The sequence below is a fragment of the Xenorhabdus kozodoii genome, from assembly GCF_002632875.1.
GTDB classification, from domain to species: domain Bacteria; phylum Pseudomonadota; class Gammaproteobacteria; order Enterobacterales; family Enterobacteriaceae; genus Xenorhabdus; species Xenorhabdus kozodoii.
This window is the reverse complement of record NZ_NJCX01000014.1, coordinates 89320-112969: the sequence shown is the minus strand read 5'-3', so window position 1 is coordinate 112969 and position 23650 is coordinate 89320. Positions and strand designations below refer to the sequence as shown.

At 46.5% G+C, this 23650-nt stretch carries 19 protein-coding genes; 12 read left to right on the top strand and 7 right to left on the bottom strand.

Annotation, left to right across the window (positions count from 1 at the left end):
* Window positions 1-2: 2 nt before the first annotated feature.
* The 5 genes from phoU (at window position 3) to Xkoz_RS11160 (ending at window position 4928) form a co-directional block, all read left to right on the top strand.
* A complete protein-coding gene (phoU, locus tag Xkoz_RS11180) occupies window positions 3-719 on the top strand; it encodes a phosphate signaling complex protein PhoU (RefSeq protein ID WP_099142237.1) in 717 nt (238 codons plus the stop codon).
* Between the two features lie 160 nt (window positions 720-879).
* Window positions 880-1728, top strand: coding sequence for an ABC transporter substrate-binding protein (locus Xkoz_RS11175; protein ID WP_099142236.1), 849 nt, complete (start codon window positions 880-882; stop codon window positions 1726-1728).
* A 99-nt stretch (window positions 1729-1827) separates the two neighbouring features.
* Window positions 1828-2565: an amino acid ABC transporter permease gene (locus Xkoz_RS11170; RefSeq protein ID WP_099142235.1), complete on the top strand. Its 738-nt coding sequence runs from the start codon at window positions 1828-1830 to the stop codon at window positions 2563-2565.
* Between the two features lies 1 nt (window position 2566).
* Entirely contained in the window at window positions 2567-3310 is a 744-nt protein-coding gene (locus tag Xkoz_RS11165; RefSeq protein WP_099142234.1) for an amino acid ABC transporter permease, read from the top strand.
* 280 nt (window positions 3311-3590) lie between these two features.
* Window positions 3591-4928, top strand: a complete 1338-nt coding sequence (locus Xkoz_RS11160) for an NCS2 family permease (RefSeq protein ID WP_167386582.1) — start codon at window positions 3591-3593, stop codon at window positions 4926-4928.
* Window positions 4929-5002: 74 nt separating this feature from the next.
* On the opposite strand, the gene Xkoz_RS11155 is transcribed toward Xkoz_RS11160, so the two are convergent.
* Window positions 5003-6472, bottom strand: coding sequence for a glycosyltransferase family 39 protein (locus Xkoz_RS11155; RefSeq protein WP_099142232.1), 1470 nt, complete (start codon window positions 6470-6472; stop codon window positions 5003-5005).
* A 149-nt stretch (window positions 6473-6621) separates the two neighbouring features.
* On the opposite strand from Xkoz_RS11155, the gene yihI reads away from it, so the two are divergent.
* Both yihI and hemN read left to right on the top strand, forming a co-directional pair.
* Window positions 6622-7137 (top strand): Der GTPase-activating protein YihI, encoded by a 516-nt coding sequence (yihI, locus tag Xkoz_RS11150; protein ID WP_099142231.1) that lies wholly within the window; start codon window positions 6622-6624, stop codon window positions 7135-7137.
* 203 nt (window positions 7138-7340) lie between these two features.
* Window positions 7341-8714 carry an oxygen-independent coproporphyrinogen III oxidase gene (hemN, locus tag Xkoz_RS11140; RefSeq protein ID WP_099142230.1) on the top strand — a complete coding sequence of 458 codons (1374 nt, stop codon included), beginning with the start codon at window positions 7341-7343 and terminating at the stop codon, window positions 8712-8714.
* Between the two features lie 272 nt (window positions 8715-8986).
* Here the strand turns inward: hemN and Xkoz_RS11135 are convergent, their stop codons facing one another.
* The 4 genes from Xkoz_RS11135 to glnA all read right to left on the bottom strand — a co-directional run bounded on the left by Xkoz_RS11135 (window position 8987) and on the right by glnA (window position 14072).
* Window positions 8987-9601 carry a hypothetical protein gene (locus tag Xkoz_RS11135; protein ID WP_099142229.1) on the bottom strand — a complete coding sequence of 205 codons (615 nt, stop codon included), beginning with the start codon at window positions 9599-9601 and terminating at the stop codon, window positions 8987-8989.
* A gap of 359 nt (window positions 9602-9960) precedes the next feature.
* Complete coding sequence (gene glnG / locus Xkoz_RS11130; protein ID WP_099142228.1) at window positions 9961-11391, bottom strand: nitrogen regulation protein NR(I); 1431 nt, start codon at window positions 11389-11391, stop codon at window positions 9961-9963.
* A gap of 48 nt (window positions 11392-11439) precedes the next feature.
* Window positions 11440-12483: a nitrogen regulation protein NR(II) gene (gene glnL / locus Xkoz_RS11125; protein WP_422646054.1), complete on the bottom strand. Its 1044-nt coding sequence runs from the start codon at window positions 12481-12483 to the stop codon at window positions 11440-11442.
* Between the two features lie 179 nt (window positions 12484-12662).
* The gene (glnA, locus tag Xkoz_RS11120; protein ID WP_099142226.1) at window positions 12663-14072 is read right to left on the bottom strand and encodes a glutamate--ammonia ligase; all 1410 of its coding nucleotides are present in this window, start codon (window positions 14070-14072) and stop codon (window positions 12663-12665) included.
* Window positions 14073-14616: 544 nt separating this feature from the next.
* Here glnA and typA point away from each other — a divergent pair.
* From typA to fabY, 4 genes are all read left to right on the top strand, one after another.
* On the top strand, window positions 14617-16446 hold the full coding sequence (gene typA, locus Xkoz_RS11110; RefSeq protein ID WP_099142224.1) for a ribosome-dependent GTPase TypA: 1830 nt from the start codon (window positions 14617-14619) through the stop codon (window positions 16444-16446).
* Window positions 16447-16710: 264 nt separating this feature from the next.
* Window positions 16711-17328 (top strand): glucose-1-phosphatase, encoded by a 618-nt coding sequence (yihX, locus tag Xkoz_RS11105; protein WP_099142223.1) that lies wholly within the window; start codon window positions 16711-16713, stop codon window positions 17326-17328.
* A 126-nt stretch (window positions 17329-17454) separates the two neighbouring features.
* Window positions 17455-17892 carry a D-aminoacyl-tRNA deacylase gene (gene dtd, locus Xkoz_RS11100; protein ID WP_099142222.1) on the top strand — a complete coding sequence of 146 codons (438 nt, stop codon included), beginning with the start codon at window positions 17455-17457 and terminating at the stop codon, window positions 17890-17892.
* Window positions 17893-17942: 50 nt separating this feature from the next.
* The gene (fabY, locus tag Xkoz_RS11095; protein ID WP_099142221.1) at window positions 17943-18860 is read left to right on the top strand and encodes a fatty acid biosynthesis protein FabY; all 918 of its coding nucleotides are present in this window, start codon (window positions 17943-17945) and stop codon (window positions 18858-18860) included.
* On the opposite strand, the gene Xkoz_RS11090 is transcribed toward fabY, so the two are convergent.
* Together Xkoz_RS11090 and Xkoz_RS11085 are read right to left on the bottom strand one after the other, a co-directional pair.
* Entirely contained in the window at window positions 18850-20649 is a 1800-nt protein-coding gene (locus Xkoz_RS11090) for an AsmA family protein (protein ID WP_244183452.1), read from the bottom strand. The genes fabY and Xkoz_RS11090 overlap by 11 nt on opposite strands.
* Window positions 20650-20787: 138 nt before the next feature.
* Entirely contained in the window at window positions 20788-22173 is a 1386-nt protein-coding gene (locus Xkoz_RS11085) for a nucleobase:cation symporter-2 family protein (RefSeq protein ID WP_099142220.1), read from the bottom strand.
* A 241-nt stretch (window positions 22174-22414) separates the two neighbouring features.
* Between Xkoz_RS11085 and gltS the strand changes: the two genes are divergently transcribed.
* Window positions 22415-23629, top strand: a complete 1215-nt coding sequence (gltS, locus tag Xkoz_RS11080; RefSeq protein WP_099142219.1) for a sodium/glutamate symporter — start codon at window positions 22415-22417, stop codon at window positions 23627-23629.
* The last annotated feature ends 21 nt before the right edge of the window (window positions 23630-23650 follow it).

Here is a 23650-nt window from a genome sequence, read left to right as displayed (position 1 = left end):
ATATGGATAATCTGAATCTCAGCAAACACATCTCCGGTCAGTTCACCGCTGAACTGGAGTATATTCGTACCGAATTGATGACCATGGGCGGGCTGGTAGAAGAGCAGCTCAGTAAAGCCATTTTGGCGATGCACAACCAAGATGAAGCATTGGCGCGGCAAGTGGTTGAAGATGACCAGAAGGTCAATATGATGGAAGTGGCGATTGATGAGGCGTGTGTTCGCATCATTGCGAAACGCCAACCGACGGCCAGTGACTTGCGCTTGATCATGGTTATTTCAAAGACCATTGCGGAGCTGGAACGTATTGGCGATGTTGCCAATAAGATCTGCCAGACCGCACTTGAAAGATTTTCACATCAGCAACAATCCTTGCTGGTCAGTTTGGAATCACTGGGGCGCCATACGATCCAAATGTTGCACGATGTGCTGGATGCCTTTGCCCGTATGGATCTGCAAGAGGCTATCCGTATCTATCGTGAAGACAAAAAAGTTGATCAGGAATACGAAAGCATTATCCGTCAGCTCATGACCTATATGATGGAAGATCCCAGAACCATTCCGAATATCATGACGGCGCTCTTTTGTGCCCGCTCTATTGAGCGCATTGGTGACCGTTGCCAGAATATTTGTGAATTTATCTTCTATTACGTCAAAGGGCAGGATTTTCGCCATATTGGCGGTGATAATCTGGAAAAATTACTTACCCAAAAAGAGTAGTGGTTTTAACTCGCTGAAACGCGGTTGATTTATTTTCCAGTGTTTTCTTTTGTATATTTCAATTTAGAATAAATATAGCATTTTATATTATTTCAAGGACTATATCTAAATTGATAACTTTTGTTGGTATATAAAAATGAATAACTGACAGGGGTGTACAATGAAGATTCGCAATAAATCTCACGTAGCGGTGACTGCTCTGCTGACCGGATTGGCATTGGTTTCAGGTGTGGCAAAAGCAGATAAACTTGATGATATTAAAAAAGCGGGCACGGTACGTATTGCGGTATTTGACAGTAACCCACCATTTGGTTTTATCGATCCCAAAACGAAAAAATTGGCAGGCTATGATGTGGATATCGCCAATGCGATTGCCAATGATTTGGGGGTGAAACTGGAACTGCGTCCGACGAACCCAGCTAACCGCATTCCTCTGCTCTCTTCCAAAAAAATTGACTTAATTGCTGCTAACTTCACGATCACTGACGAACGCGCAAAACAAGTGGATTTCTCCATTCCCTATTTTGCGACGGGGCAAAAATTCATTGCCCGCAAAGGCGTTCTGACCCAGCCGGACGATATCGCCAAGCTGCGTATTGGTGCCGATAAGGGAACGGTGCAGGAAATTACCCTGCGTGAGCGTTATCCAACAACCAAAGTTATCTCTTATGATGATACCCCACTGGCCTTTGCAGCCCTGAGAAATGGCAATGTTCAGGCGATCACCCAGGATGATGCGAAACTGGTTGGCTTGCTGGCAAATGTCCCTGAAGCCCAGAAAGCCGATTTTGAAATTTCCCCTTTTAGCATTACCCGCGAGTATCAGGCCGTCGCCGCTTCCAAAGGGGAAACGCGATTGGTTGATACGGTTAACCACACCTTACTGAAATTGGAAAAAGAGGGTGAAGCGGAGAAAATCTATAACCGTTGGTTTGGCCCAGAAACGAAATCCGCCCAACCGCGGGGTGATTTTAAATTTGCGCCATTAGACGATCAGGCAAAACAGTAAATTTCGTTTAGTTATTTCTTTAATGCATCCATTTAAAACACAAGCTGAAGTTAGCCCCGTTATGTCGGGGCTTTGCTGTTTGTTTATGCGGTGAATGATATGTTTGATCAATTTATTACTGAGCACTTACTGGCCCCTGAATATCTGCAATGGCTTTGGCAGGGATTTTTGATCACGTTGTGGCTTTCTGCCTGTGCCATTGTCGCCTCCACTTTACTGGGCTTTGTCATTGCTGCGGTACGGGATAGCCAAATCAAGCCCCTACGCGGGTTGGTTACGGCTTATACGACGGTATTTCGGAACACGCCTCTGCTGGTACAACTGTTTTTCTGGTATTTCGCTTCCGGGCAAATCCTGCCACAAGCGGCGATGATGTGGCTGAATACCCCCCATGACACAATGATTTTCGGCTTGACCCTGGAATGGCCGTCCTTTGAATTTTTGGCGGGATTCATGGGCTTAACGCTCTATTCAGCCCCGTTTGTGGCGGAAGAGTTACGCGCGGGCATTCAAGGTGTTGGACGCGGGCAGAAATATGCAGCCCATGCATTAGGCTTAACGGGCTGGCAGGCCATGCGCCACGTTGTATTGCCACAGGCACTGAAAATCGCCATGCCCCCCTTGTTGGGGCAATACATGAATATCGTCAAGAATTCATCGTTAACTATGGCGATCGGTGTGGCAGAACTCTCCTATGCTTCCCGTCAGGTGGAAACCCAATCCTTACAAACCTTTGAGGCATTTGGTGTTGCGACTGTGCTTTACATCACCCTGATTGCGGTGATGGAAGGCTGGGGACAATGGCACCAGCAGAGAACATTGGCGAGGGGTTATTGAGATGGATTTTACGGTTATTGCAGAAAACTGGCGCTATTTGCTATTGGGAACCTTCCCCGATGGGCCACTGGAAGGGGCGGCATTGACGCTGGTCATCAGCCTCATCGCGGGGACGATCTCGATCGTATTGGGCACCTTGGGTGGCGTTGCGCTGGCCATGCTGCGTGGTTTTTGGGCCAACCTGCTGGCAGCTGTGCTGGGTTTTTTCCGCGCTATTCCGGTCATCATGCTGATTTTTTGGACATATTTCTTGCTGCCCGTGGTATTGGGTATGGAAATTCCTGAAATAACGACCGTTGTCTGTGCGCTGGCATTGATTACTTCGGCTTATTTGGCGCATGGCGTCAAAGCGGGGATTTTAGCGATTAGTGATGGCCAATGGCGGGCTGGATTATCTCTGGGTTTCAATCGTTGGGAGGTACTGTGGCATATCGTCTTGCCGCAGGCCTTGCGTATGATGGTGCCTTCATTTATCAACCAATGGATTGCGTTAATCAAGGATACGTCATTGGCTTATATCGTCGGTGTGGCGGAATTATCATTCCTGGCGACTCAAGTGAATAATCGCAGCATGGTCTATCCGATGGAAGTCTTTTTATTTGTTGCGCTGGTTTATTTTGTGATGTGTTTATCACTGGAGTTGACAGCCAATTACGTTGCCCGTCGCTTCTCGGTGCAACCTAAAAGAGCGGCACTTTTTGGATTCTGGCGTAAAAAAACGTTGACGGTGGTTCCTCAAAATTAATATCTGGCACCTGGCAGATATTTTCGTTGTTACATTATTCCCTGCTGTGAGGCAGGGATTTTTTTATTAGACGTCATGCCATCCCAAATGTCTTCTGCAAGCCTGATAATCGAATAAAATATCGTCATAAAATGAATCTCCTCAAGAATCATAATGTTAACTAACTTATTGATTACACGCGCCGCAAACGTTTTCTTTTTTTGCCCTGTCAGGGTAACGATTTACCGGGGTTTCCTGTAGGATAGGCCGAAAACTTCGCTTTTTGGGGAAACAATATTACATGAGCACAATGACTTCTGGCCCTGCTAATCGTCAGGGTTTGCTTCAGCGCGTGTTTAAATTAGAGGAACAGGGTACGACGGTTCGTACCGAAATCATTGCCGGACTGACGACTTTTCTGACGATGGTCTATATCGTCTTTGTTAACCCGCAAATTCTGGCGATTGCCGGGATGGATATTAAAGCCGTATTTGTCACGACCTGTTTAATCGCCGCCGTTGGCAGCATCCTGATGGGAATAATCGCGAACCTGCCTGTTGCTGTTGCACCTGCGATGGGACTGAATGCGTTTTTTGCCTTTGTTGTGGTCGGTGCGATGGGCATTTCGTGGCAAGTTGCGATGGGAGCCATTTTCTGGGGTGCGGTGGGATTATTGATATTGACGCTCTTTCGTATTCGCTACTGGATGATCGCCAATATTCCATTGAGCCTGCGTGTAGGGATCACCAGTGGTATCGGTCTTTTCATTGCCATGATGGGGCTGAAAAATGCGGGCATTATCGTGCCTAATCCCGACACGATTGTTTCCATTGGCAACTTTGCTTCCCATAATGTCTTGTTGGGCGCATTGGGATTTTTTGTGATTGCCATTTTAGCGGCACGTCATTTCCATGCGGCGGTATTGGTTTCAATTATCGTGACAACCGGTATCGGGTGGATGATGGGATACGTGGAATACCACGGTATTTTTGATATGCCACCCAGCGTGATGAGTGTGGTGGGTAACGTCGATGTGAAAGGCGCACTGGATATCTCCCTGGCTGGCGTTATTTTCTCATTTATGTTGGTGAACTTGTTTGATTCTTCCGGCACATTGATTGGCGTGACGGATAAAGCGGGTATTGCTGACAGTAAGGGTAAATTCCCACGCATGAAACAAGCCTTGTACGTGGACAGTATCAGTTCGGTGGCGGGTTCTTACATTGGGACTTCTTCAGTCACTGCCTATATTGAAAGCTCGTCTGGCGTTTCTGTTGGTGGCAGAACGGGCCTGACGGCGATTGTCGTGGGTATCTTATTCCTGCTGGTGATGTTTATCTCGCCACTGGCAAGCATGGTGCCGGCCTATGCGACTGCGGGAGCCTTGGTTTATGTGGGCGTCTTGATGACGTCCAGCCTGACACGGGTGAAATGGAACGATCTGACGGAATCTGTCCCTGCTTTTATTACCGCCGTGATGATGCCATTTAGTTTTTCTATTACCGAAGGCATTGCGTTAGGCTTTATCGCTTACTGCGTCATGAAGTTGGGCACGGGCAAATGGCGTGAAGTTGGCCCTTGTGTTCTTGTCGTAACGCTATTGTTTATATTGAAAATGGTGTTTGTGGATGCCCATTAAGCCCGATTGAAATAGTGGCAAAAAAGCAAGCCTGGACAGACTAATGCCAGGCTTGCTTATTCAGGGGTAACTGATCATTGAAGATATTTAGGTGAGACGAAGCCAATGCAAACCGTATCGAACTCCGCACCGGGTTGGGACTGGAAAGCGAACTCTTCTTTGTGACTGAGTATTAATGATGGCCATTGCGCAAAAGTAGGTTGGAAATCTTCTTCTTCACAACTCTTTCCCCGCTCTCCCACTAACAAAGCACCGTATTTCAGGATATTGCCCGCTTTGATATGGCGGTTATAGATATTGGGTGGCTCACCATTATCTAATTCCCAGGGTTGTATCGTTTCTGGATGGTAGTGGCTGTAAAATGTCAGCCACTGGTGCAGATATTCTCCGCCAACATAGCGTAACGGAGTGGGATACAATTCGTTCCAACGTTGATCAAGTTGGCTGGCGAAGGTTTTTATGCCAACAAACTTTTGCCCTGCGCCCCGGACATTGGCCATCATAACACCGATATAACCGCTCAGCACCAATACGCCAAACACCGTCAATCCTCGTAATGTGCCTGACAAGGGTTTAGTGGGGAATACCGTTACCGATCCCACCAACAGTGCCGCCGAAACGACCATAAAAGGTTGTACCCATTCGGTCATCCGTCCGCCCTGATTGAAGGAGAACCAGCCGTAAATAATCAACAGAGGCAGCAAGATCACGATATTCGCCAGTGCATTGGATTGCTGCTTAGGCCAGCCAATTCGGCCACCCAGCAGATAAATAAGGGCGCTGACGATAATTAACGGGTAGAACACAGAAAGTAGCGCGCGTGTGGTATGCAGGTTAAAGCCTTGCTGGATTTGGGAATCGACCCACTTAAACGCGACAAAGTCGTTATGCATCAGCCACCAAACATTCGGCAATACCAGTACGAACCAGATTAGAATGGCGAGATAAAACAGCGGCTGCCGATAGTTACGGCGCACTTTAGGCACGAACAGGGAAAGCAAAAAGACCGAGCCGACTATCGCAAGCGACGAATACTTTGCCATAGTTGCCAGCCCTGTGGTGAGGGCGAATGCCAGCCACCATTTGGGGTGATCGTCAATGGCTTGCAGGAAAAACAGCAATGACCACGGCCAAAGCATGACCAAAAGGTAATTATCGTTATAAGGAATAATGTCAAAATTGATGATACCGGATAGGTTCAGCGTCAGCATGGCAAGCCAAGCGAGTATCACTTTGCCCGTCAGCCGGAAAGCCAGTTGCCAAACCCCAAGCATACCGATGGCAATGGCAACAAAATGGGTGAAATACCAATAAAAACTGAGAGAAATATCGCCGATAGAGACAGCAGGTAGCATAATAGCACCCACTAGCCACGGATTTTTGGGCGAACCCCATTCCCCATTCATGCCCCAGTTTAAGGCTTCTACGGCATCATAAGGAACGGTGGGATCGAGAGAATAGCTTGCTATTATCCACAAAGCCGCATAGCCAGTGACCCAAAGATACAATGGCATGCGATAAGAAGGAGTATCAAAAAAACGCATGGTAGCCTGATGATCATATTATTTGAGTTAAAACTACCTAGAATACTAGACGAAATTTAAACGTTAAGTGAATGACATTGGATGTTGCAGGCCGTTTCTGTTAGATTCCGCCGAAAATATCTTGATAAAAGTGAGTTGAGTCACAAGCTATGAACCCGTTAAAGAAAAAATCGCCAACGAAATATTTTGCTGGTAAGCAAAAAAGAAAAAGTCGCGCCGAGCTGGATGCAGAAGGGCGCGAGCGTAAGCGCCAGAAAAAACGCCGTGGTCATTCGGCAGGCAGCCGTCATAATGGTAATGGCGGCAATAACCATCACCTAACAGACAAGCAGAAACCAGATCCACGTATCGGCAGTAAAGTTCCGGTTCCTCTGATCGTCGGTGAGAGCGTCAGTAAGAAAGCGACGACAGTTAAGCCAGTTATAGAGAAGCCTCGCCTGTCACCACAGGAAGAGCTACAACTGCTGGAAAATGATGAACGATTGGATGCGTTGTTGGCACGTCTTGAGCAGGATGAAACACTGTCCCAGGAAGAGCATGCTTATGTCGACAATATGCTCGATCGCATTGATACCCTGATGGAAGAGCTAGGCATTAGCCTGGAAGAAGAGGAAAGTGAAGAAGAACCCAAAGAAGATATCATGCAATTGTTGAAGGGTAAGTAACGCCTTTATCGATAACTGGTGTTCATAAAAGGCGGGTTCATCCTGATAACCACAATATTAGTATGTTATTTATTGGGGTTATTGGGTAAACTATGGCGGCTATCGCGATGTCAATGTCGGTTGCGCACGAGCATCATGGCACGACGTTTCAATTCCACGAAAATGTTGCGTTTTGATGGGCGAAAACAGCGGAAGGAATAAGCATGTCAGAGCAAGCCATTGTTTGGGATCTGCCTTTGATCCAAAAATACAACTATTCAGGGCCTCGTTATACGTCGTACCCAACAGCATTAGAGTTTAACCCACAGTACGATACGACGGCTTTTGCACAGGCCGCTGCCCGTTATCCTGATCGTCCGCTTTCCCTCTATATCCATATCCCGTTTTGCCATAAACTTTGTTATTTCTGTGGTTGCAATAAATTAGTGACGCGCCAAAAGCACAAAGCGGATGACTATCTGAATGTGCTGGAAAAAGAGATTACTGCCCGCGCCAAATTGTTTTCCCAACGGAAAATCAGCCAGATGCACTGGGGGGGAGGGACGCCAACCTATCTGGATAAAACACAGATCAGCCGATTGATGTCGATGTTGCGAAGCCATTTCCATTTTCTGCCTGATGCTGAGCTTTCCATCGAAATTGATCCGCGTGAAATTGAACTCGATGTCATAGACCACCTGCGCGACGAAGGCTTTAACCGTTTGAGCATGGGGGTGCAGGATTTCAATAAAGATGTACAGCGCCTGGTTAATCGAGAGCAGGATGAAGCGTTTATTTTTGAACTGGTCAAGCGTGCCCGTGCAACCGGTTTTACCTCCACCAGCATTGATTTGATTTATGGCCTGCCGAAACAGACACCGGAGAGTTTTGCCTTTACCTTGCAGCGCGTGTTGGCATTATCCCCTGATCGCTTAAGTGTATTCAACTATGCTCACTTACCGAATTTATTTGCGGCACAGCGCAAGATTAAGGAACAGGATTTACCCAGCGCGACGCAAAAGCTGAAGATTTTGCAAGAAACGATTTCGACCCTGACAGGCAATGGCTATCAGTTTATTGGCATGGATCATTTTGCCCGCCCTGATGATGAATTGTCTGTTGCCCAACGTGAAGGCATCTTGCACCGCAATTTTCAAGGATATACCACGCAGGGGGAATGCGATTTACTGGGTATAGGTGTGTCTGCGATCAGTATGTTGGGGGAGAGTTATGCCCAAAATCAGAAAGACCTGAAAGCCTACTATACTGCGGTGGAAGCGCAAGGCCATGCTTTGTGGCGTGGTTTAGCGTTGACGCAGGATGACTGTATTCGCCGTGATGTGATTAAGGCGCTAATCTGTAACTTCAGGCTGAACTTTGCGGACATCGAGCAGCATTATGGGCTGAATTTTGCGGATTACTTTGCCGAAGACCTGCAATTGTTGTCACCCTTGGCAGAAGATGGGTTGGTTGAAGTCACTGAATCGCAGATCCAAGTCTCCCCCAAGGGGCGTTTACTGATACGTAATGTTTGTATGTGTTTTGATCGCTATCTGCGTAACCAGATGCGACAGCGACAGTTTTCGCGGGTGATATGAGTATCGATGAAAACAGGGTTGAGTGTGCTGTTACTTTGTACTAGAATTAAGCAGTATTCAGCATGAGCTGCAATTACGAATCGTAGGCTTTGCTGGAAGTTGGGTCTACTAAAGTAGTGCTGATATGCCGCCAATGTTAATTGGTCTCTCGACGGGGTTAATCCTAACCTGACAGTCACTTGGGATAGCAAAGCGATTTGTGAAGAGGTGCAGCGGTCTATTATTTAGTCTGTTTACATTAAAGCCCGGCTATTAGTTGGGCTTTAATGTATCTATGAATTGATTAAATAATTCCAGTCATTTTTCAACATATCTCCTAATATTAACATAAATCTTCGTGATTCTTTTTTTAATTGAGCGTTAATAGGCTCATTTTTCCTGTAATGTGCTGTTTCAATGTATAAAAATAGATTTTCTTTTTTGATCTTTAGTTTCATAATGATATAGATCCCCCTGTGTGGATTATTTCTATCTTTTTCTTCTAATCTAATTATTTTTCCTTTTAATCTACTTTCTCTGCATATTTTATATGATATATTTACTATAACCTCTAATAGAGCGAAAGTATATTTGTATCTCACTTTATCAAAAGCTCGATGTTCTTTGATTACTCCATTTTCGTATTCTGTTATTAAAATTGCACTGTCCTCAGCGTCCAATATAGTTTTAGTATAACAATGATGACTAAATATAACTCTTGCTTGTAATTCACCCTTTATCTTCTTTTTTAGACTATCATTGTATTCATATTTAATTTTTATTGTCTTAGGTGCCATGTGGGAAAGATCAAATAACTCTTTTGTTTCAGGGTGAGTGTAAGTTCTATTGTGATAGACCTTTTCATTCCACTGGTATGTTTTGTGGATCAACGTATAGTCCTCTTTCATTTTTTCTTGAATATAATTAATTTTGTTTCTATATTCAAATGATTTATATTTTTCGCTGTTTGTTAAAATGAAGAGCTTATTTAAAATTGTAGGTTATTTTCTTAATTGAAACTTAATTTATTTTTAACTGAAAATTTTATATGTTAATGTAACTTATTAATTTTATACCAGTCGCCTTTCAAGATGCGTAGGTAATATTCGAATTTATCTTTTTTTGTGTGAAGGGGAGCTACACCAAATAGCATCCACAATATAGGGAATGAGAAGAGTAAGGAGATAATAACAGATAGATGCTATAGGGTTTATTTTTATAGGGTTATATCTCTGACTAGTTTGGGGCTAGATATATGGACTATGTATCACAACCCCAATTCCTTCAACTTCCGCGTGATCGTATTTCTTCCCCAACCCAGCAAACGGGCGGCTTCCTGTTTATGTCCATTGGTATGTTCCAGCGCGCAATTGAGCAAGGTACGCTCCAGCAACGGAAGGGCATCGGAAAGGAGATCGATTTTTCCCTCTTTTAAGGCGTGTTGCGCCCATTCAGCCAGCAGTTGTGACCAATTCTCAGGTGGTGTGGGGCGTGAAACAGGGGGATTTCCTGCCTGCCCGGCGGGTGAGTTGCTGCCAATCAGTTCCGCCGGTAGATCCTGTACCAGTACTTCCTTGCTTGCTGCCATCACGGTCAACCAGCGACACACATTTTCTAACTGGCGGACATTGCCTGACCACGGCAGACGCATCAGGGCGAATTCAGTATCAGGGTGCAACACCTTGGCTTCAACACCCAGTTCTTTGGCTGTTTGTTGCAAAAAGTGGTGTGCCAGACGAGGAATGTCTTCCACTCTGTCCCGCAAAGGCGGTAACTGGACACGGATCACATTCAGGCGATGGTAGAGGTCTTCCCTAAATTTACCTTCTGTAACACGTTGCTCAAGGTGCTGGTGAGTGGCGGCGATGATACGGACATCAACCTTCACCGGTGCATATCCCCCGACCCGATAGAATTGTCCTTCGGCCAGAACCCGCAGTAGGCGAGTTTGGATATCCAATGGCATATCACCAATTTCATCCAAAAACAGAGAGCCACCATTGGCCTGCTCAAAACGGCCGTGGCGTACCTGGTTTGCGCCGGTGAAAGCCCCTTTTTCGTGACCAAACAATTCAGACTCAATCAAATCTTTCGGGATTGCCGCCATGTTCAGGGCAATAAAGGGTGCTGAAGCACGTGGACTGTGGCGGTGAAGGGCATGGGCAACCAGCTCTTTTCCGGTGCCGGATTCACCATTGATTAACACGCTGATAGAGGAGCGGGAAAGACGACCAATAATCCGGTATACCTCCTGCATGGCGGGGGCTTCTCCGATCATATCTGAGACGGATATCGGCAACTGTGGATTGGACGTTGAAAGATGTTGTTCCCGATAATGACTTAATGCCCGTTCAACCAGGGCGACCGTTTCATCAATATCGAAAGGCTTGGGCAGATAATCGAATGCACCGTGTTGGTAGGCACTGACTGCGGCATCCAGATCAGAATGGGCGGTCATAATGATGACCGGAAGCTGTGGGTGGTTCTGCTTTATCTGGTTGAGCAGACTCAGCCCATCCATTCCGGGCATACGGATATCTGACAGAATGACTTCTGGATTATCCTGCTCTAGTGCGGTCAATACGGCATCCGCATTTGCAAAACTGATACACTCCATCCCTGCACCACTCAGTGCCCGTTCAAGTACCCAGCGGATAGAACTGTCATCATCAACAATCCAGACTTTTCCTCGTTGCATGGTCACCCCTTCTTATTCAGTTTGCTTGCTCGGCCGGCTCTTGATCGGTTATTTCTTGATAGGCAGGTAAATGGAAAACTCCGTATGTCCTGGCCAACTGGTAAATTCAATTTTGCCAGCATGTTGGTCAATCAGATTACGTGCTATGGATAACCCAAGTCCAGTTCCACCTTCATATCCACTGATCATAGGGTAAAAAAGGGTATCCTGAATATGAGGAGGGATACCTGACCCGTTATCTTCAACATCAATTCGAGCCGCCAAGCGGTAGCGGTCGCCCTGTAGGGTAATCTGGAACGCAGTTCGCGTCCTCAAAGTGATAGTCCCTCCTTTTTTTCCTAATGCTTTTAAGGCATTGCGGGTGATATTCAGTAATACCTGCTCGATTTGATCAGGGTAATGCGCCAGTTCAGGCAGACTCGGATCATAATCTTTAACCAGCGTCACATTGGCCGGCATTTCCAGTGAGACTAACTGACAGACCCGCTCGACGACATGGTGAATGCTTTGGCGGGTTTGGGCGCCGGGATGCTGTGGTCCCAGCAATCGGTCAACAAGGTTGCGTAGCCTGTCCGCCTGTTCAATGATCACTTGGGTATATTCCCGCAAGGAGGGGTCAGGCAACGCTTTGGCAAGCAACTGCGCGGCTCCCCGTAACCCGCCAAGCGGGTTCTTGATTTCATGTGCCAGCCCCCGAACCAATTCCCGCGCAGCCGCCTGCTGTGCTTGTTGAATCTGCTCTTGGCTTAAACGGCGTTGACTGTCCATAGGCGCCAGTTCCAGCAGAATAAACTGTTCGGAAATGGGTTGGGCGCTGAGCGACATCACATGAGACTGATTGTTGATCACCAGTATGACTTCGTTATCGGTAAAGCCATGGCCGTTGATCAAACTGGAACGCATCAATTCTGTATCCAGTGAAATATAACTAAACAGGATAGGAAGCGGCGTGCCGAATAACTTACGGGAACTTTGGGCCAGAAGTTGCATAGCAGAATGATTGGCATAGCGAATAATCAAATCATTATCCAGCACCAAGACGTTGTTTATCTGTGAATCGAGAATTTGTTCTGCTTTGGGTAAACTCACCATTGTCATTCCGTTCCTGCACTTTTTTGGTGCATTGTAGCTTACTTCGTCATCGTTTGATCAATCCTTCCGCTCAGCATATAGCTTCATGGGTAAGACAATTGGGTATATGTAAGGGAAAAGGGCCCATCTAAAGATGGGCCAAAAGTTTCACGGCAACAAAAAAACTCATGCGTCAGGCACTACACGCTGTAATACAGTTCAAACTCCAGAGGATGTGGTGTCATGCGGACACGCTCAATTTCCCCATTCAATAAATTGATATAAGCATCAATCGTATCATCAGTGAAAACCCCGCCGCGGGTCAGGAATTCGCGGTCTGCATCTAATGCGGCCAGCGCTTCTTCCAAAGAAGAGGCCACGGTCGGGATCTCTTGGGCTTCTTCTGCGGGCAGGTCATACAAGTTTTTATCCATTGCATCACCGGGATGGATTTTGTTGATGATGCCATCCAGACCTGCCATCAACAGGGCAGAGAAAGCCAGATAAGGGTTTGCAGCAGGATCAGGAAAACGGACTTCGATACGTCGCGCTTTGGTGCTGGCTACCACGGGAATACGGATAGACGCGGAACGGTTACGGGCAGAATAGGCTAACATCACGGGCGCTTCAAAGCCCGGCACCAGACGTTTGTATGAGTTGGTTGTTGGGTTAGTGAAGGCATTCAGTGCGCGGGCGTGTTTGATGATACCGCCGATATAGTAAAGGGCTATTTCGGAGAGACCGCCGTATTTGTCACCCGCAAACAGGTTAGTGCCATTTTTGGACAGTGACATATGACAGTGCATACCTGAACCGTTATCCCCCACCAAGGGTTTGGGCATAAATGTGGCCGTCTTGCCATGTTTATGGGCAACGTTATGCACGACATACTTATAAATCTGGGTTTCATCCGCTTTTTTGGTCATGGTATTAAAGCGGGTCGCCACCTCGTTTTGTCCGGCGGTTGCAACCTCATGGTGATGGGCTTCAACGACCAATCCCATTTTTTCCATTGTCAGGCACATCGCTGACCGCAGGTCTTGGGCAGAATCCACAGGAGGAACCGGAAAATACCCGCCTTTAATGGCGGGACGATGCCCCTTGTTACCATTTTCATAGCGTGTACCGCTGTTCCATGCGGCTTCCGTATCATCAATATGGTAATACGAGCCAGAGATGGAATTGCCAAAGCGGATATCATCGAACAGGAAGAATTCGGGTTCCGGCCCAAATAAAACGGTATCAGCAATATCGCTTGCACGCAGGAAATCTTCTGCACGTTTCGCAATGGAACGTGGGTCGCGGCTATAACCTTGCATGGTGCCAGGTTCAAGGATGTCGCAACGCAGGATCAGAGTGGCATCATTAAAGAAAGGGTCGAGCATCGCGGTGCTTGGATCTGGCATTAACACCATGTCAGATTCATTGATACCTTTCCAGCCACCGATAGACGAACCGTCAAACATTTTGCCATCTTCAAAGAAGTCTTCATCAACTTGGTGGGCAGGGAGGGTGATATGTTGTTCTTTACCTTTGGTGTCAGTAAAACGTAAGTCAATAAACTTCACCTGATGTTCTTCAATCATGGACAAAACATGTTCAACGGACATACTGGGTTCTCCTGGTTTACGTCAGCCTGATAAAACAGATTAAGCAGCATACTGTTCTGTTTTATCTTTAAAGTTAAGGGCGATTGTGGATCTCGGTATGATCAATTTTATGGAATCGCTATTGGCAAAATAAATGCGAAAAGTGTGCCAATGTTTAAAAGCTATTTAATATCAATATGATAAAAATATATAGCAGAAGGGGAAAGAGAAGGCGAATAAGATGAGCGTATACTTTTGCACTAAAATGGTGAATAACAACAGGTGATTGCATTGTTATGGTGCGGTTCTTGCTAAAACATCAATCGGTTTCGTTGATCCTGAAATCGAATGCACAAAGAAAATGCGCATGGCCTATCATTCCAGCGATGTGCCTGAATAAAGAGAAAACCGCCAATACTGCACAACTTTTAATACCAGTGCAACCATCCAAAGTGTATAATGCTGCACTTTTGTTCGGCTGTTCGACGGTGGCCAAGTAAAACAGAATTCTTTTTGTGTACTAAATCGAGTACATAAATGATTTTAGTGTTATTGGAATTTTTAAATGTCAAATGAAATTAGTAAGTTAAGAAACATAGCAATTATCGCTCACGTTGACCATGGCAAAACCACGCTGGTTGATAAACTGCTACAACAGTCCGGGACTTTTGGAGAGCGTGCAGCAGCAACTGAACGTGTGATGGATTCCAATGATCTGGAAAAAGAACGTGGTATTACCATCCTTGCAAAGAACACGGCCATCAAATGGAATGACTATCGTATCAATATCGTAGACACCCCAGGCCACGCCGACTTTGGCGGCGAGGTTGAACGTGTCATGTCGATGGTAGACAGTGTCCTGTTGCTGGTTGATGCGATGGATGGCCCAATGCCACAGACCCGCTTTGTCACCCAGAAAGCGTTTGCTCACGGCCTGAAACCCATTGTCGTTGTCAACAAAGTTGACCGTCCGGGTGCGCGTCCTGACTGGGTAGTGGATCAAGTATTTGACCTGTTTGTGAACCTCGGTGCAACCGATGAGCAGTTGGATTTCCCCATCATTTACGCCTCTGCACTGATGGGTGTTGCGGGTAACGAACATACCGATATGGCTGAGGATATGACTCCGCTGTACCAGGCAATTGTTGATCACGTTGAATCACCTAAGGTTGACCTTGACGGCCCATTCCAGATGCAAATTTCGCAGTTGGATTACAACAACTATGTTGGGGTTATCGGCATCGGTCGCATTAAGCGTGGTATGGTGAAACCAAACCAAAACATCACCATCATCGATAGCGAAGGCAAAACGCGCAACGGTAAAGTGGGTAAAGTCTTTAGCCATCTGGGACTGGAGCGTATTGAGTCTGACAAAGTGGAAGCGGGCGATATTATCGCAATTACCGGTCTGGGTGATCTGAACATTTCTGATACCCTGTGTGACGTCAATGCGGTTGAAGCATTGCCAGCACTGGCGGTTGATGAGCCTACCGTAAGCATGTACTTCTGTGTAAACACGTCACCATTCTGTGGTCGTGAAGGTAAATATGTGACTTCTCGCCAGATCCTTGATCGTCTGAAAAAAGAGCTGGTCCATAACGTTGCGTTGCGCGTTGAAGAAACTGAAGACCCAGACGCATTCCGTGTATCAGGCCGTGGTGAGCTGCACTTGTCCGTTCTGATCGAAAACATGCGTCGTGAAGGTTTTGAGTTGGGTGTTTCCCGTCCAAAAGTGATTTTCCGTGAAATTGATGGCCGTAAGCAGGAACCTTTCGAGCAAGTCACTTTGGATATCGAAGAGCAGCATCAAGGCGACGTGATGCAGGCATTGGGTGAACGTAAAGGTGAAATGCGCGACATGCTGCCAGATGGTAAAGGTCGTGTGCGTCTTGATTACATCATTCCAAGCCGTGGCCTGATTGGCTTCCGTACTGAATTCATGACCATGACTTCGGGTACTGGCCTGTTGTATGCAACATTCAGCCACTACGATGACGTTCGTCCTGGTGAGATTGGCCGTCGCCAAAATGGTGTGCTGATTTCCAATGGACAAGGCAAGGCTGTTGCTTATGCGCTGTATGGTTTGCAGGAGCGTGGTAAATTGTTCCTGGGTCATGGTACTGAGGTGTATGAAGGCCAAATTATTGGTATTCACTCACGTTCAAATGACCTGACCGTTAACTGTCTGACGGGTAAAAAACTGACCAACGTGCGTGCATCTGGAACGGATGAAGCGACAACACTGTCTCCACATATCAAGAAAACATTGGAGCAGGCGCTGGAGTTTATTGATGATGACGAGTTGGTTGAAGTCACCCCAGTGTCAATTCGCTTGCGTAAGCGCCATTTGACTGAAAACGATCGCCGTCGCGCAAATCGTAGTAAAGAGGCTTAATTTCTGGACTACGCATTGTCATGATAGTTTAGATATTAATAGCTTAGGGCGCCTTGGCGCCCTGAGTTTCTGATAATATTCCTGCCAGCCATTTTTGTTACCCACGCCTGCTTACCAACTTATCCAGCAACTATAAGATATTAACCCGTTTTATAAGACAGCTCATAGAAAGCGCAATTTGTTTGTTTTTTTATCTTTTCCTCCTTTTTTATTAACAAAATTATGATAAAAGTACCCCATAATAAGCGTCGGTCAGGAGGGGTTATGCTGTATATCTTCGATATGGGTAACGTGATTATTGATATTGATTTTAAAAGAATCGTGGCTGTTTGGAGTAATCTGAGTGGGACACCGCTGGCAACATTGACCTCAAGATTTTCGCGGGAAGAGATTTTGACAAAACATGAGCGTGGGCAAATCAGTGACACTGAATTTGCAGAAATGATGCGTGATGAAATGGAGATTTCTCTCAGTTTTGAACAAGTTGTGGAAGGCTGGAACGCAATTTTTGTTGGTATCAGGCCGGAAGTGATTGAACTCATGAATCAATTGCGTACCCAGGGGCATCGTGTGGTTGTTCTGTCAAATACCAACCGCCTGCATGTTGAATATTGTTCAGTGCATTATCCTGAGATTGCCGCATCAAGCGATTTCCTCTATTTATCCCACGATTTGGGGATGCGTAAACCCAATCCTGAGATTTTTGAATATGTGTTGGTCGCAGAAGGGGTGGCGGCGGATCAGGCCATATTCTTTGATGATCTGTTAGAAAACGTCGAAGCCGCGAAAAAAACAGGCATGAATGCCATTCATGTGGCTGACAGGCACGTGATCCCGAACTACTTTAAGTCACATGATTTCTTACTTCCCTCAAAAAATTAACGTCGTTAGCTGATTGCCGATGAGGTTTTCCACCCTTTTTCCTTGCCCGTATACCCTGACGGGCAAAGAGTCATGTTACGATTTTCTATCTCTATGAATAATTATATGGAATAACAGGCAAGCAAAATGATTGCATTAATTCAGCGTGTAACACAGGCAAAGGTTGTGGTTGAAGGTGAGACTATTGGCGAAATTGGGCAGGGATTGCTGGTATTGTTGGGGGTTGAAAAAGAGGATACCCCGCAGAAAGCGCAACGTTTATGCGATAAGGTCATGGGATATCGGGTATTTAGTGATGATCAGGGAAAAATGAACCTTAACGTTCAGCAAGCGGGGGGTCGTTTACTGGTTGTATCGCAATTTACATTGGCGGCGGACACACAGAAAGGCTTAAGGCCGAGCTTTTCGGGTGGCGCAGAACCACAAAAAGCGGATGAACTCTATCGCTATTTTGTTGAACAGTGCCGTGTAACTGGTGTAAAAACAGAAACGGGAAAATTTGCGGCAGACATGGAAGTCAGTTTGACAAATGATGGGCCAGTGACTTTCTGGCTGCAAGTATGATGTGTTTTTCTGGCTACACATGACAACACACAAAAGAAGGGGTTGTTCCTATGTACCATCTGAGAGTACCTCAAACAGAACAAGAGTTAGAAACCTACTACCAATTTCGTTGGGAAATGTTACGTAAACCGCTTCACCAGCCCATCGGATCAGAGAAAGATGGCTACGATTCGATGGCTCATCATCAAATGGTGGTGGATGAACAGGGTAAGCCGCTTGCGGTTGGGCGCTTATATATCAATGCAGACAACGAAGGCGCTATTCGTTTTCTGGCTGTTCATCCTCAGGTGCAGCGGAAAGGGTTAGGGACACTGATTGCGATGGCATTGGAATCTGTAGCCAGGCAAGAAGGTGTAAAACGCATTGTTTGCAGCGCACGGGAAAATGCAGTTGATTTCTTCCATAAGTTGGGTTTTCAAAACCGTGGTTTGATTAATGGTGCCAAGGCGTCGCCGATTAGCCATTTTCTCATGATCAAACCGATTATGAGCCTTGACGATATCTTGCATCGTCCTGATTGGTGTGCTGAGTTGCAGCAGGCATGGCATAAGGAAATCCCTTTGAGTGAAAAGATGGGGCTGCGGATCAGCCAATATACAGGGCAACGCTTCATCACAACGATGCCTGAGGCCGGAAACCAGAATCCACACCATACCATTTTCGCGGGGAGCTTATTTTCTCAGGCCACATTAACGGCTTGGGGGCTGATTTGGTTGTTGCTACAGGAGCGCCAATTGGGGGGCGATATCGTTTTGGTGGATGCCAATATTCGTTATCGGCAACCGATTACCGGACGCCCCTGTGCCACTGCGGATTTCAATAACATGAGCGGTGATCTTGCTCGCCTTGCCCGCGGCAACAAAGCGCGTGTCACGGTGGAAGTGCAGGTTAGCGGTGAACAGGGCGTAGGTAGCGTGTTCACCGGGACTTATATCGTCCTGCCTCCCGAACGGTTTTCTAAAGCTTAATTTTTGCGCAGGGTTGGCTTTCCGTAGAATGGCCTGTTGCTGAATGTTCAGTCTCAGGATGATCTACGGGAGCTGGATTGACTACGGAAGAGGGAGCTGTTGGGGTACAGCGGCTCGTTGAGATCAAACCTTGCTCGACAGATTGTGACTCTTTGTTGGATGATTTGTCTTCAGCAACCAATGTCCCGTTAATTGTTCCCTTCATATCGTCAGCGGAGAGATCCCCCGTAATCGCGAGCGAGAAATTCCCTTCTCCCTGGATCTTGAGCGGTATCCAACCCCATTGTGGCAAGATATTCAAATCCGCATTCATGCCTTTGAAGTTAAGGTTAAAAGGCGTGCGATCAGCTTGCTGTTCAGCCGAACCGGTGATTTGCAGTAGTCCTTCACGGGTAAAACCATTCAATTTATCAATAGTGACCTTGTCGTCGGTGGCATGCAGTTGCAGGTAAGGACGGGTTACCTCTATCTTGTTAACGGTTCCCGCGGCCGCTTGCAATGACGCCTGACCATTCCACAATCCCCACTTGCCATTTTTCAACAGATCCATGTTGTCAATATGGGCAGCAAGGGTGGTGAGCTGGAATGGGAAGTTGGGATTGGTATCAATCAACAGCGTATTATTGATATTAATATCATTGAGTTTGACGCCTGAAATCCATTCCGGCGCAGGCTGTTTGAAATAGTTGAGCCATGTTGACGGCAGAGCATAAAGCAGCCCGGTTACAGAACTCTCTTTGAGGGTCAGGAGCCGGTTTTTACGATCCCATTGGGACTGGATATTGAACAACCCTTTTCGATAATGGGTTGTCAGGCTGGCGATGGTAAAGGTATCACCAGAAAAACGGAATTTTCCTAACGTGTCGCTGAACTGTTCATTATCCAACATCATGTTCATCGCGTTGAAATCCACCAAGCCCTCTTCGGCGCTCCAACTGCCATTGACTAAGCCTAAATTTTTGATGGTGCTGTCCAGATAATCGACAGACCAATTTTGCCCTTGCAGTTTGGCATTGGTGATATTGAGATCTTTGACATACATGGCAGGCAGATGGCTGATCTTTTCTTTCAACTCGCCGATTGTCATCGGGGTTTGCCAGCGAATGTCACTGATGAGGATATTGTTCCAGTGCCAACTGCCATCTGGCAATTGTTGACCATCGCCAGAAATGGCACCGCGCAAAAATGTGGCGCCAAAAGAATCGATAGTCAGGGTTTTATTTTGGTAACTGCCTTGCACAATGACATTTTCAACCGGCAAATCATTTAAACGGAGCGTATTGGCACTAAATTGATACTTGCCATTACCCAATGGGTTGCCCGCAACAGGAAGCCAGGGAGCAATGCCACCCGTGATATTTTCCCCTTGAATACGCGAGTTGGGATTTTCTAACTGAATATTCATCTGATTCAGTTGTAGGGTGTCCGCTTGTAAAGGAAGGGGAAGCTGGTTTCCAGACAGAACCAATGTCCCTTGCTGCAATGTCAGGCGCCGGAGGTTTTGCGGGGACAGTAAATGCGGCCATTTGAAATCGAGATTAATGCTATCGGCATTGAGTGAGAAAGGACTCTGCTTGTCTCGAATGTCAACATGGTTAAGCGTCAAGGTCGCCGGTTGCAGCCAGCTATGGCTGATATTTTCAATACTGACTTGATAATGCCCTTGTTTGTTGAACCATTGGCTTAACTGTTTGGTTCCCCAATGCGTCTGGACGACAACATAGATAACTATGATTGCCAAAATTAGCAGTAATAGCAGCGTGACAAAAAATTTCCCTAACCACCTCATTATCTCACCTCAACAATGTGACCTTCCAATAGAAGCTCTTTTATGCCGGAAAATGCTTAAGCACTCAATAGATGATGTAGATAAAAAAGAAAACTCCCGCGGGTCAGGCGGGAGAAGCATCAGATAAAAATCGGCTGACTATTTTTCCTGGGGGAAAATGAGATTAAGCAAAATAGCGGTTAACCCACCTGCGGCAATGCCGGAAGAGAGTAAATTTTTCACCCAATCAGGGGCAAACTGTAAAATCAACGGTTGCTGGGAGACACCTAATCCTACCGCCAGAGACAGTGCAATGATCATAATGGAACGGCGGTTTAAAGGCTCACGGGAAACTATCCTGACACCAGAAGCGGCGATAGTGCCAAACATCACGATGGTTGCGCCACCCAGAACCGGTTCAGGAATATGTTGAACAAACCCCGCCACGGCAGGAAACAGCCCCAATAGGATCAGCAGGGAAGCAATCATGTAGCCGACATAGCGGCTGGCGACGCCGGTTAGCTGGATCACGCCATTGTTCTGGCCAAAACAGGAATTTGGAAACGTATTGAACACGGCTGAAACCATCGAATTGAGCCCATTTGCCAGCACCCCGCCCTTAAGACGTTTCATATAGAGTGGACCGCTGACAGGCTGCTCGGAAACATCTGAGGTGGCGGTAATATCACCAATGGTTTCCAGTGATGTCACCATAAAAATCAGGATCAGCGGGATCAACAGATGCCAATCAACGGACAAGCCATAATAGAGTGGTGAAGGAACCGTGATGATGGGGGCATCTTGTTTGGGGGTTGAAACGGGTAACATATCCATGTACCAGGCCAACAGATAACCCACGGCCATGGCAATGACCAGAGAAGCGACACGCAAATAAGGGTTTTTTTGGCGATTGAGTAACACGATAACGGCAAGAACCGCTCCCGCCAGCAGCAAGTTATCAGGGGCACCAAATGTGCCGTTTTGGATCGCTGTATAGCCACCACCAATCGACGTTAACCCCACTTGGATTAACGACAAACCAATAATCATCACCACGACACCGGACACCAGAGGTGTAATGATCCGTCTTGCCAAATGCAGCACGCGTGAGAGCAGCACTTCTGTCATTGAGGCGAGCATCAATGTACCGAACAGGGCTGCCATCATCGTGGGAATATCCGCACCACCATTTTTCAACGCCAGTCCCCCCATAATCAGCGGGGCAACGAAATTAAAACTGGTGCCTTGAATGGAAAGCAAACCGGAACCCACAGGGCCCCAGGATCGAATTTGGATCAGCGATGCCAAGCCTGAGGCAAACAGGGACATACTGATAATGCGTTGAGTATCCTGCTCTGGAAGCCCCAACGCCTGGCAAATCAATATCGCGGGAGTAATAACAGCCACAAACATCGCCAGCAAATGTTGGCCGGCAGCAAACAGGGCATGCGGGAGTGGGGGCTTATCTTCCAGGCGATAGAGCAGTTCATTATTTGATGTATTGGGAACTTCTGATGAATTGGATTCACGGTGTAGATTGACCATGTTGTGAAATTCCAGATAGACAAAAAACGCATTTTAATGATTCTCATCATTAAAGCAATCGTTTGCGTAAAGTTTTCGTAATGAAATACGGATTAATATCGTCACATTTTTAAATGTTTTAACTTGTGTTTATCCGTATTTTTCTTTCTAATCCAACCCTTATCCGCTCTTGGCGTTTTTATAGGATGATTATAACGTCACATTAAATTCACATAATATTAACAATGGATGAGGTACATAAATGTATCATCTGGATATTTATGGCACGCTCGTTGCTGCCACACTCGTTTTACTATTAGGAAGAAAACTCGTACAGTCAGTTCCATTCCTTGGGAAATACACGATCCCTGAACCCGTCGCGGGTGGATTATTGGTTGCGCTAGTTTTGCTGGCGGTTAAACAAACCATGAATTGGGAAGTCAGTTTTGATTTATCCCTTCAAGAGCCTCTCATGCTGATGTTCTTTGCCACAATCGGCTTGAACGCTAACCTTGCTAGCCTGAAAGCAGGCGGAAAATTTTTGGTCATTTTTGTCTGCGTGGTGGTTGGCCTGTTATTTGTACAGAACACCGTAGGCATCGCATTGGCGAAAATGCTGGGACTTGATCCATTAATGGGATTATTGGCCGGCTCTATTACACTGTCTGGAGGACATGGAACAGGCGCTGCTTGGGGTAAAGTCTTCTCTGAACGTTATGGTTTTGAAAACGCGACCGAAGTGGCAATGGCATGTGCAACATTTGGCCTGGTTTTAGGTGGATTGATTGGCGGTCCAGTTGCCCGGATGTTGGTGAAAAACACCAAAACGCCAGGCGTGGGGACTGAAGACACCGAGCTTCCGACTGCATTTGAGAAACCGTATACGGGACGGCTTATCACGCCACTCGTGATGGTGGAAACCATTGCAATGGTTTCCATTTGCTTACTGGCAGGTAAGTTTATTACAAAACTGCTGCAAGGTACGGCCTTTGAATTGCCGACATTCGTGTGTGTCCTGTTTGTTGGTGTCATTCTGAGTAACGGACTGTCCCTGCTTGGTTTTTATCGGGTATTTGACCGCGCGGTTTCGGTATTAGGTAACGTCAGTTTATCGCTGTTTCTGGCGATGGCATTGATGAGCCTGAAATTGTGGCAACTGGCTTCCCTTGCGCTGCCAATGTTGATCATTCTTGCTGTGCAGACTGTGGTGATGGCGTTGTATGCTGTTTTCGTGACTTACCGGATCATGGGTAAGAATTTCGATGCGGCGGTATTATCAGCTGGCCACTGTGGTTTTGGCTTAGGTGCAACACCCACAGCTATCGCCAATATGCAAGCGATTACTGACCGTTTTGGGCCATCGCATGTGGCATTTTTACTCGTACCAATGGTGGGGGCATTCTTTATCGATATCGTTAACGCTGCCATCATCAAATTGTACTTGTTATTACCGATATTCCCCTCTATAGCCGGTTAAATTAACTTCCCTTCGGCCTTG

Bases quoted from the DNA above. Each gene is read 5' to 3' on its own strand.
- phoU (WP_099142237.1), top strand. From the start codon at position 3: ATGGATAATCTGAATCTCAGCAAACACATCTCCGGTCAGTTCACCGCT.
- Xkoz_RS11175 (WP_099142236.1), top strand. From the start codon at position 880: ATGAAGATTCGCAATAAATCTCACGTAGCGGTGACTGCTCTGCTGACC.
- Xkoz_RS11170 (WP_099142235.1), top strand. From the start codon at position 1,828: ATGTTTGATCAATTTATTACTGAGCACTTACTGGCCCCTGAATATCTG.
- Xkoz_RS11165 (WP_099142234.1), top strand. From the start codon at position 2,567: ATGGATTTTACGGTTATTGCAGAAAACTGGCGCTATTTGCTATTGGGA.
- Xkoz_RS11160 (WP_167386582.1), top strand. From the start codon at position 3,591: ATGAGCACAATGACTTCTGGCCCTGCTAATCGTCAGGGTTTGCTTCAG.
- Xkoz_RS11155 (WP_099142232.1), bottom strand. From the start codon at position 6,472: ATGCGTTTTTTTGATACTCCTTCTTATCGCATGCCATTGTATCTTTGG.
- yihI (WP_099142231.1), top strand. From the start codon at position 6,622: ATGAACCCGTTAAAGAAAAAATCGCCAACGAAATATTTTGCTGGTAAG.
- hemN (WP_099142230.1), top strand. From the start codon at position 7,341: ATGTCAGAGCAAGCCATTGTTTGGGATCTGCCTTTGATCCAAAAATAC.
- Xkoz_RS11135 (WP_099142229.1), bottom strand. From the start codon at position 9,601: ATGAAAGAGGACTATACGTTGATCCACAAAACATACCAGTGGAATGAA.
- glnG (WP_099142228.1), bottom strand. From the start codon at position 11,391: ATGCAACGAGGAAAAGTCTGGATTGTTGATGATGACAGTTCTATCCGC.
- glnL (WP_422646054.1), bottom strand. From the start codon at position 12,483: ATGGTGAGTTTACCCAAAGCAGAACAAATTCTCGATTCACAGATAAAC.
- glnA (WP_099142226.1), bottom strand. From the start codon at position 14,072: ATGTCCGTTGAACATGTTTTGTCCATGATTGAAGAACATCAGGTGAAG.
- typA (WP_099142224.1), top strand. From the start codon at position 14,617: ATGTCAAATGAAATTAGTAAGTTAAGAAACATAGCAATTATCGCTCAC.
- yihX (WP_099142223.1), top strand. From the start codon at position 16,711: ATGCTGTATATCTTCGATATGGGTAACGTGATTATTGATATTGATTTT.
- dtd (WP_099142222.1), top strand. From the start codon at position 17,455: ATGATTGCATTAATTCAGCGTGTAACACAGGCAAAGGTTGTGGTTGAA.
- fabY (WP_099142221.1), top strand. From the start codon at position 17,943: ATGTACCATCTGAGAGTACCTCAAACAGAACAAGAGTTAGAAACCTAC.
- Xkoz_RS11090 (WP_244183452.1), bottom strand. From the start codon at position 20,649: ATGAGGTGGTTAGGGAAATTTTTTGTCACGCTGCTATTACTGCTAATT.
- Xkoz_RS11085 (WP_099142220.1), bottom strand. From the start codon at position 22,173: ATGGTCAATCTACACCGTGAATCCAATTCATCAGAAGTTCCCAATACA.
- gltS (WP_099142219.1), top strand. From the start codon at position 22,415: ATGTATCATCTGGATATTTATGGCACGCTCGTTGCTGCCACACTCGTT.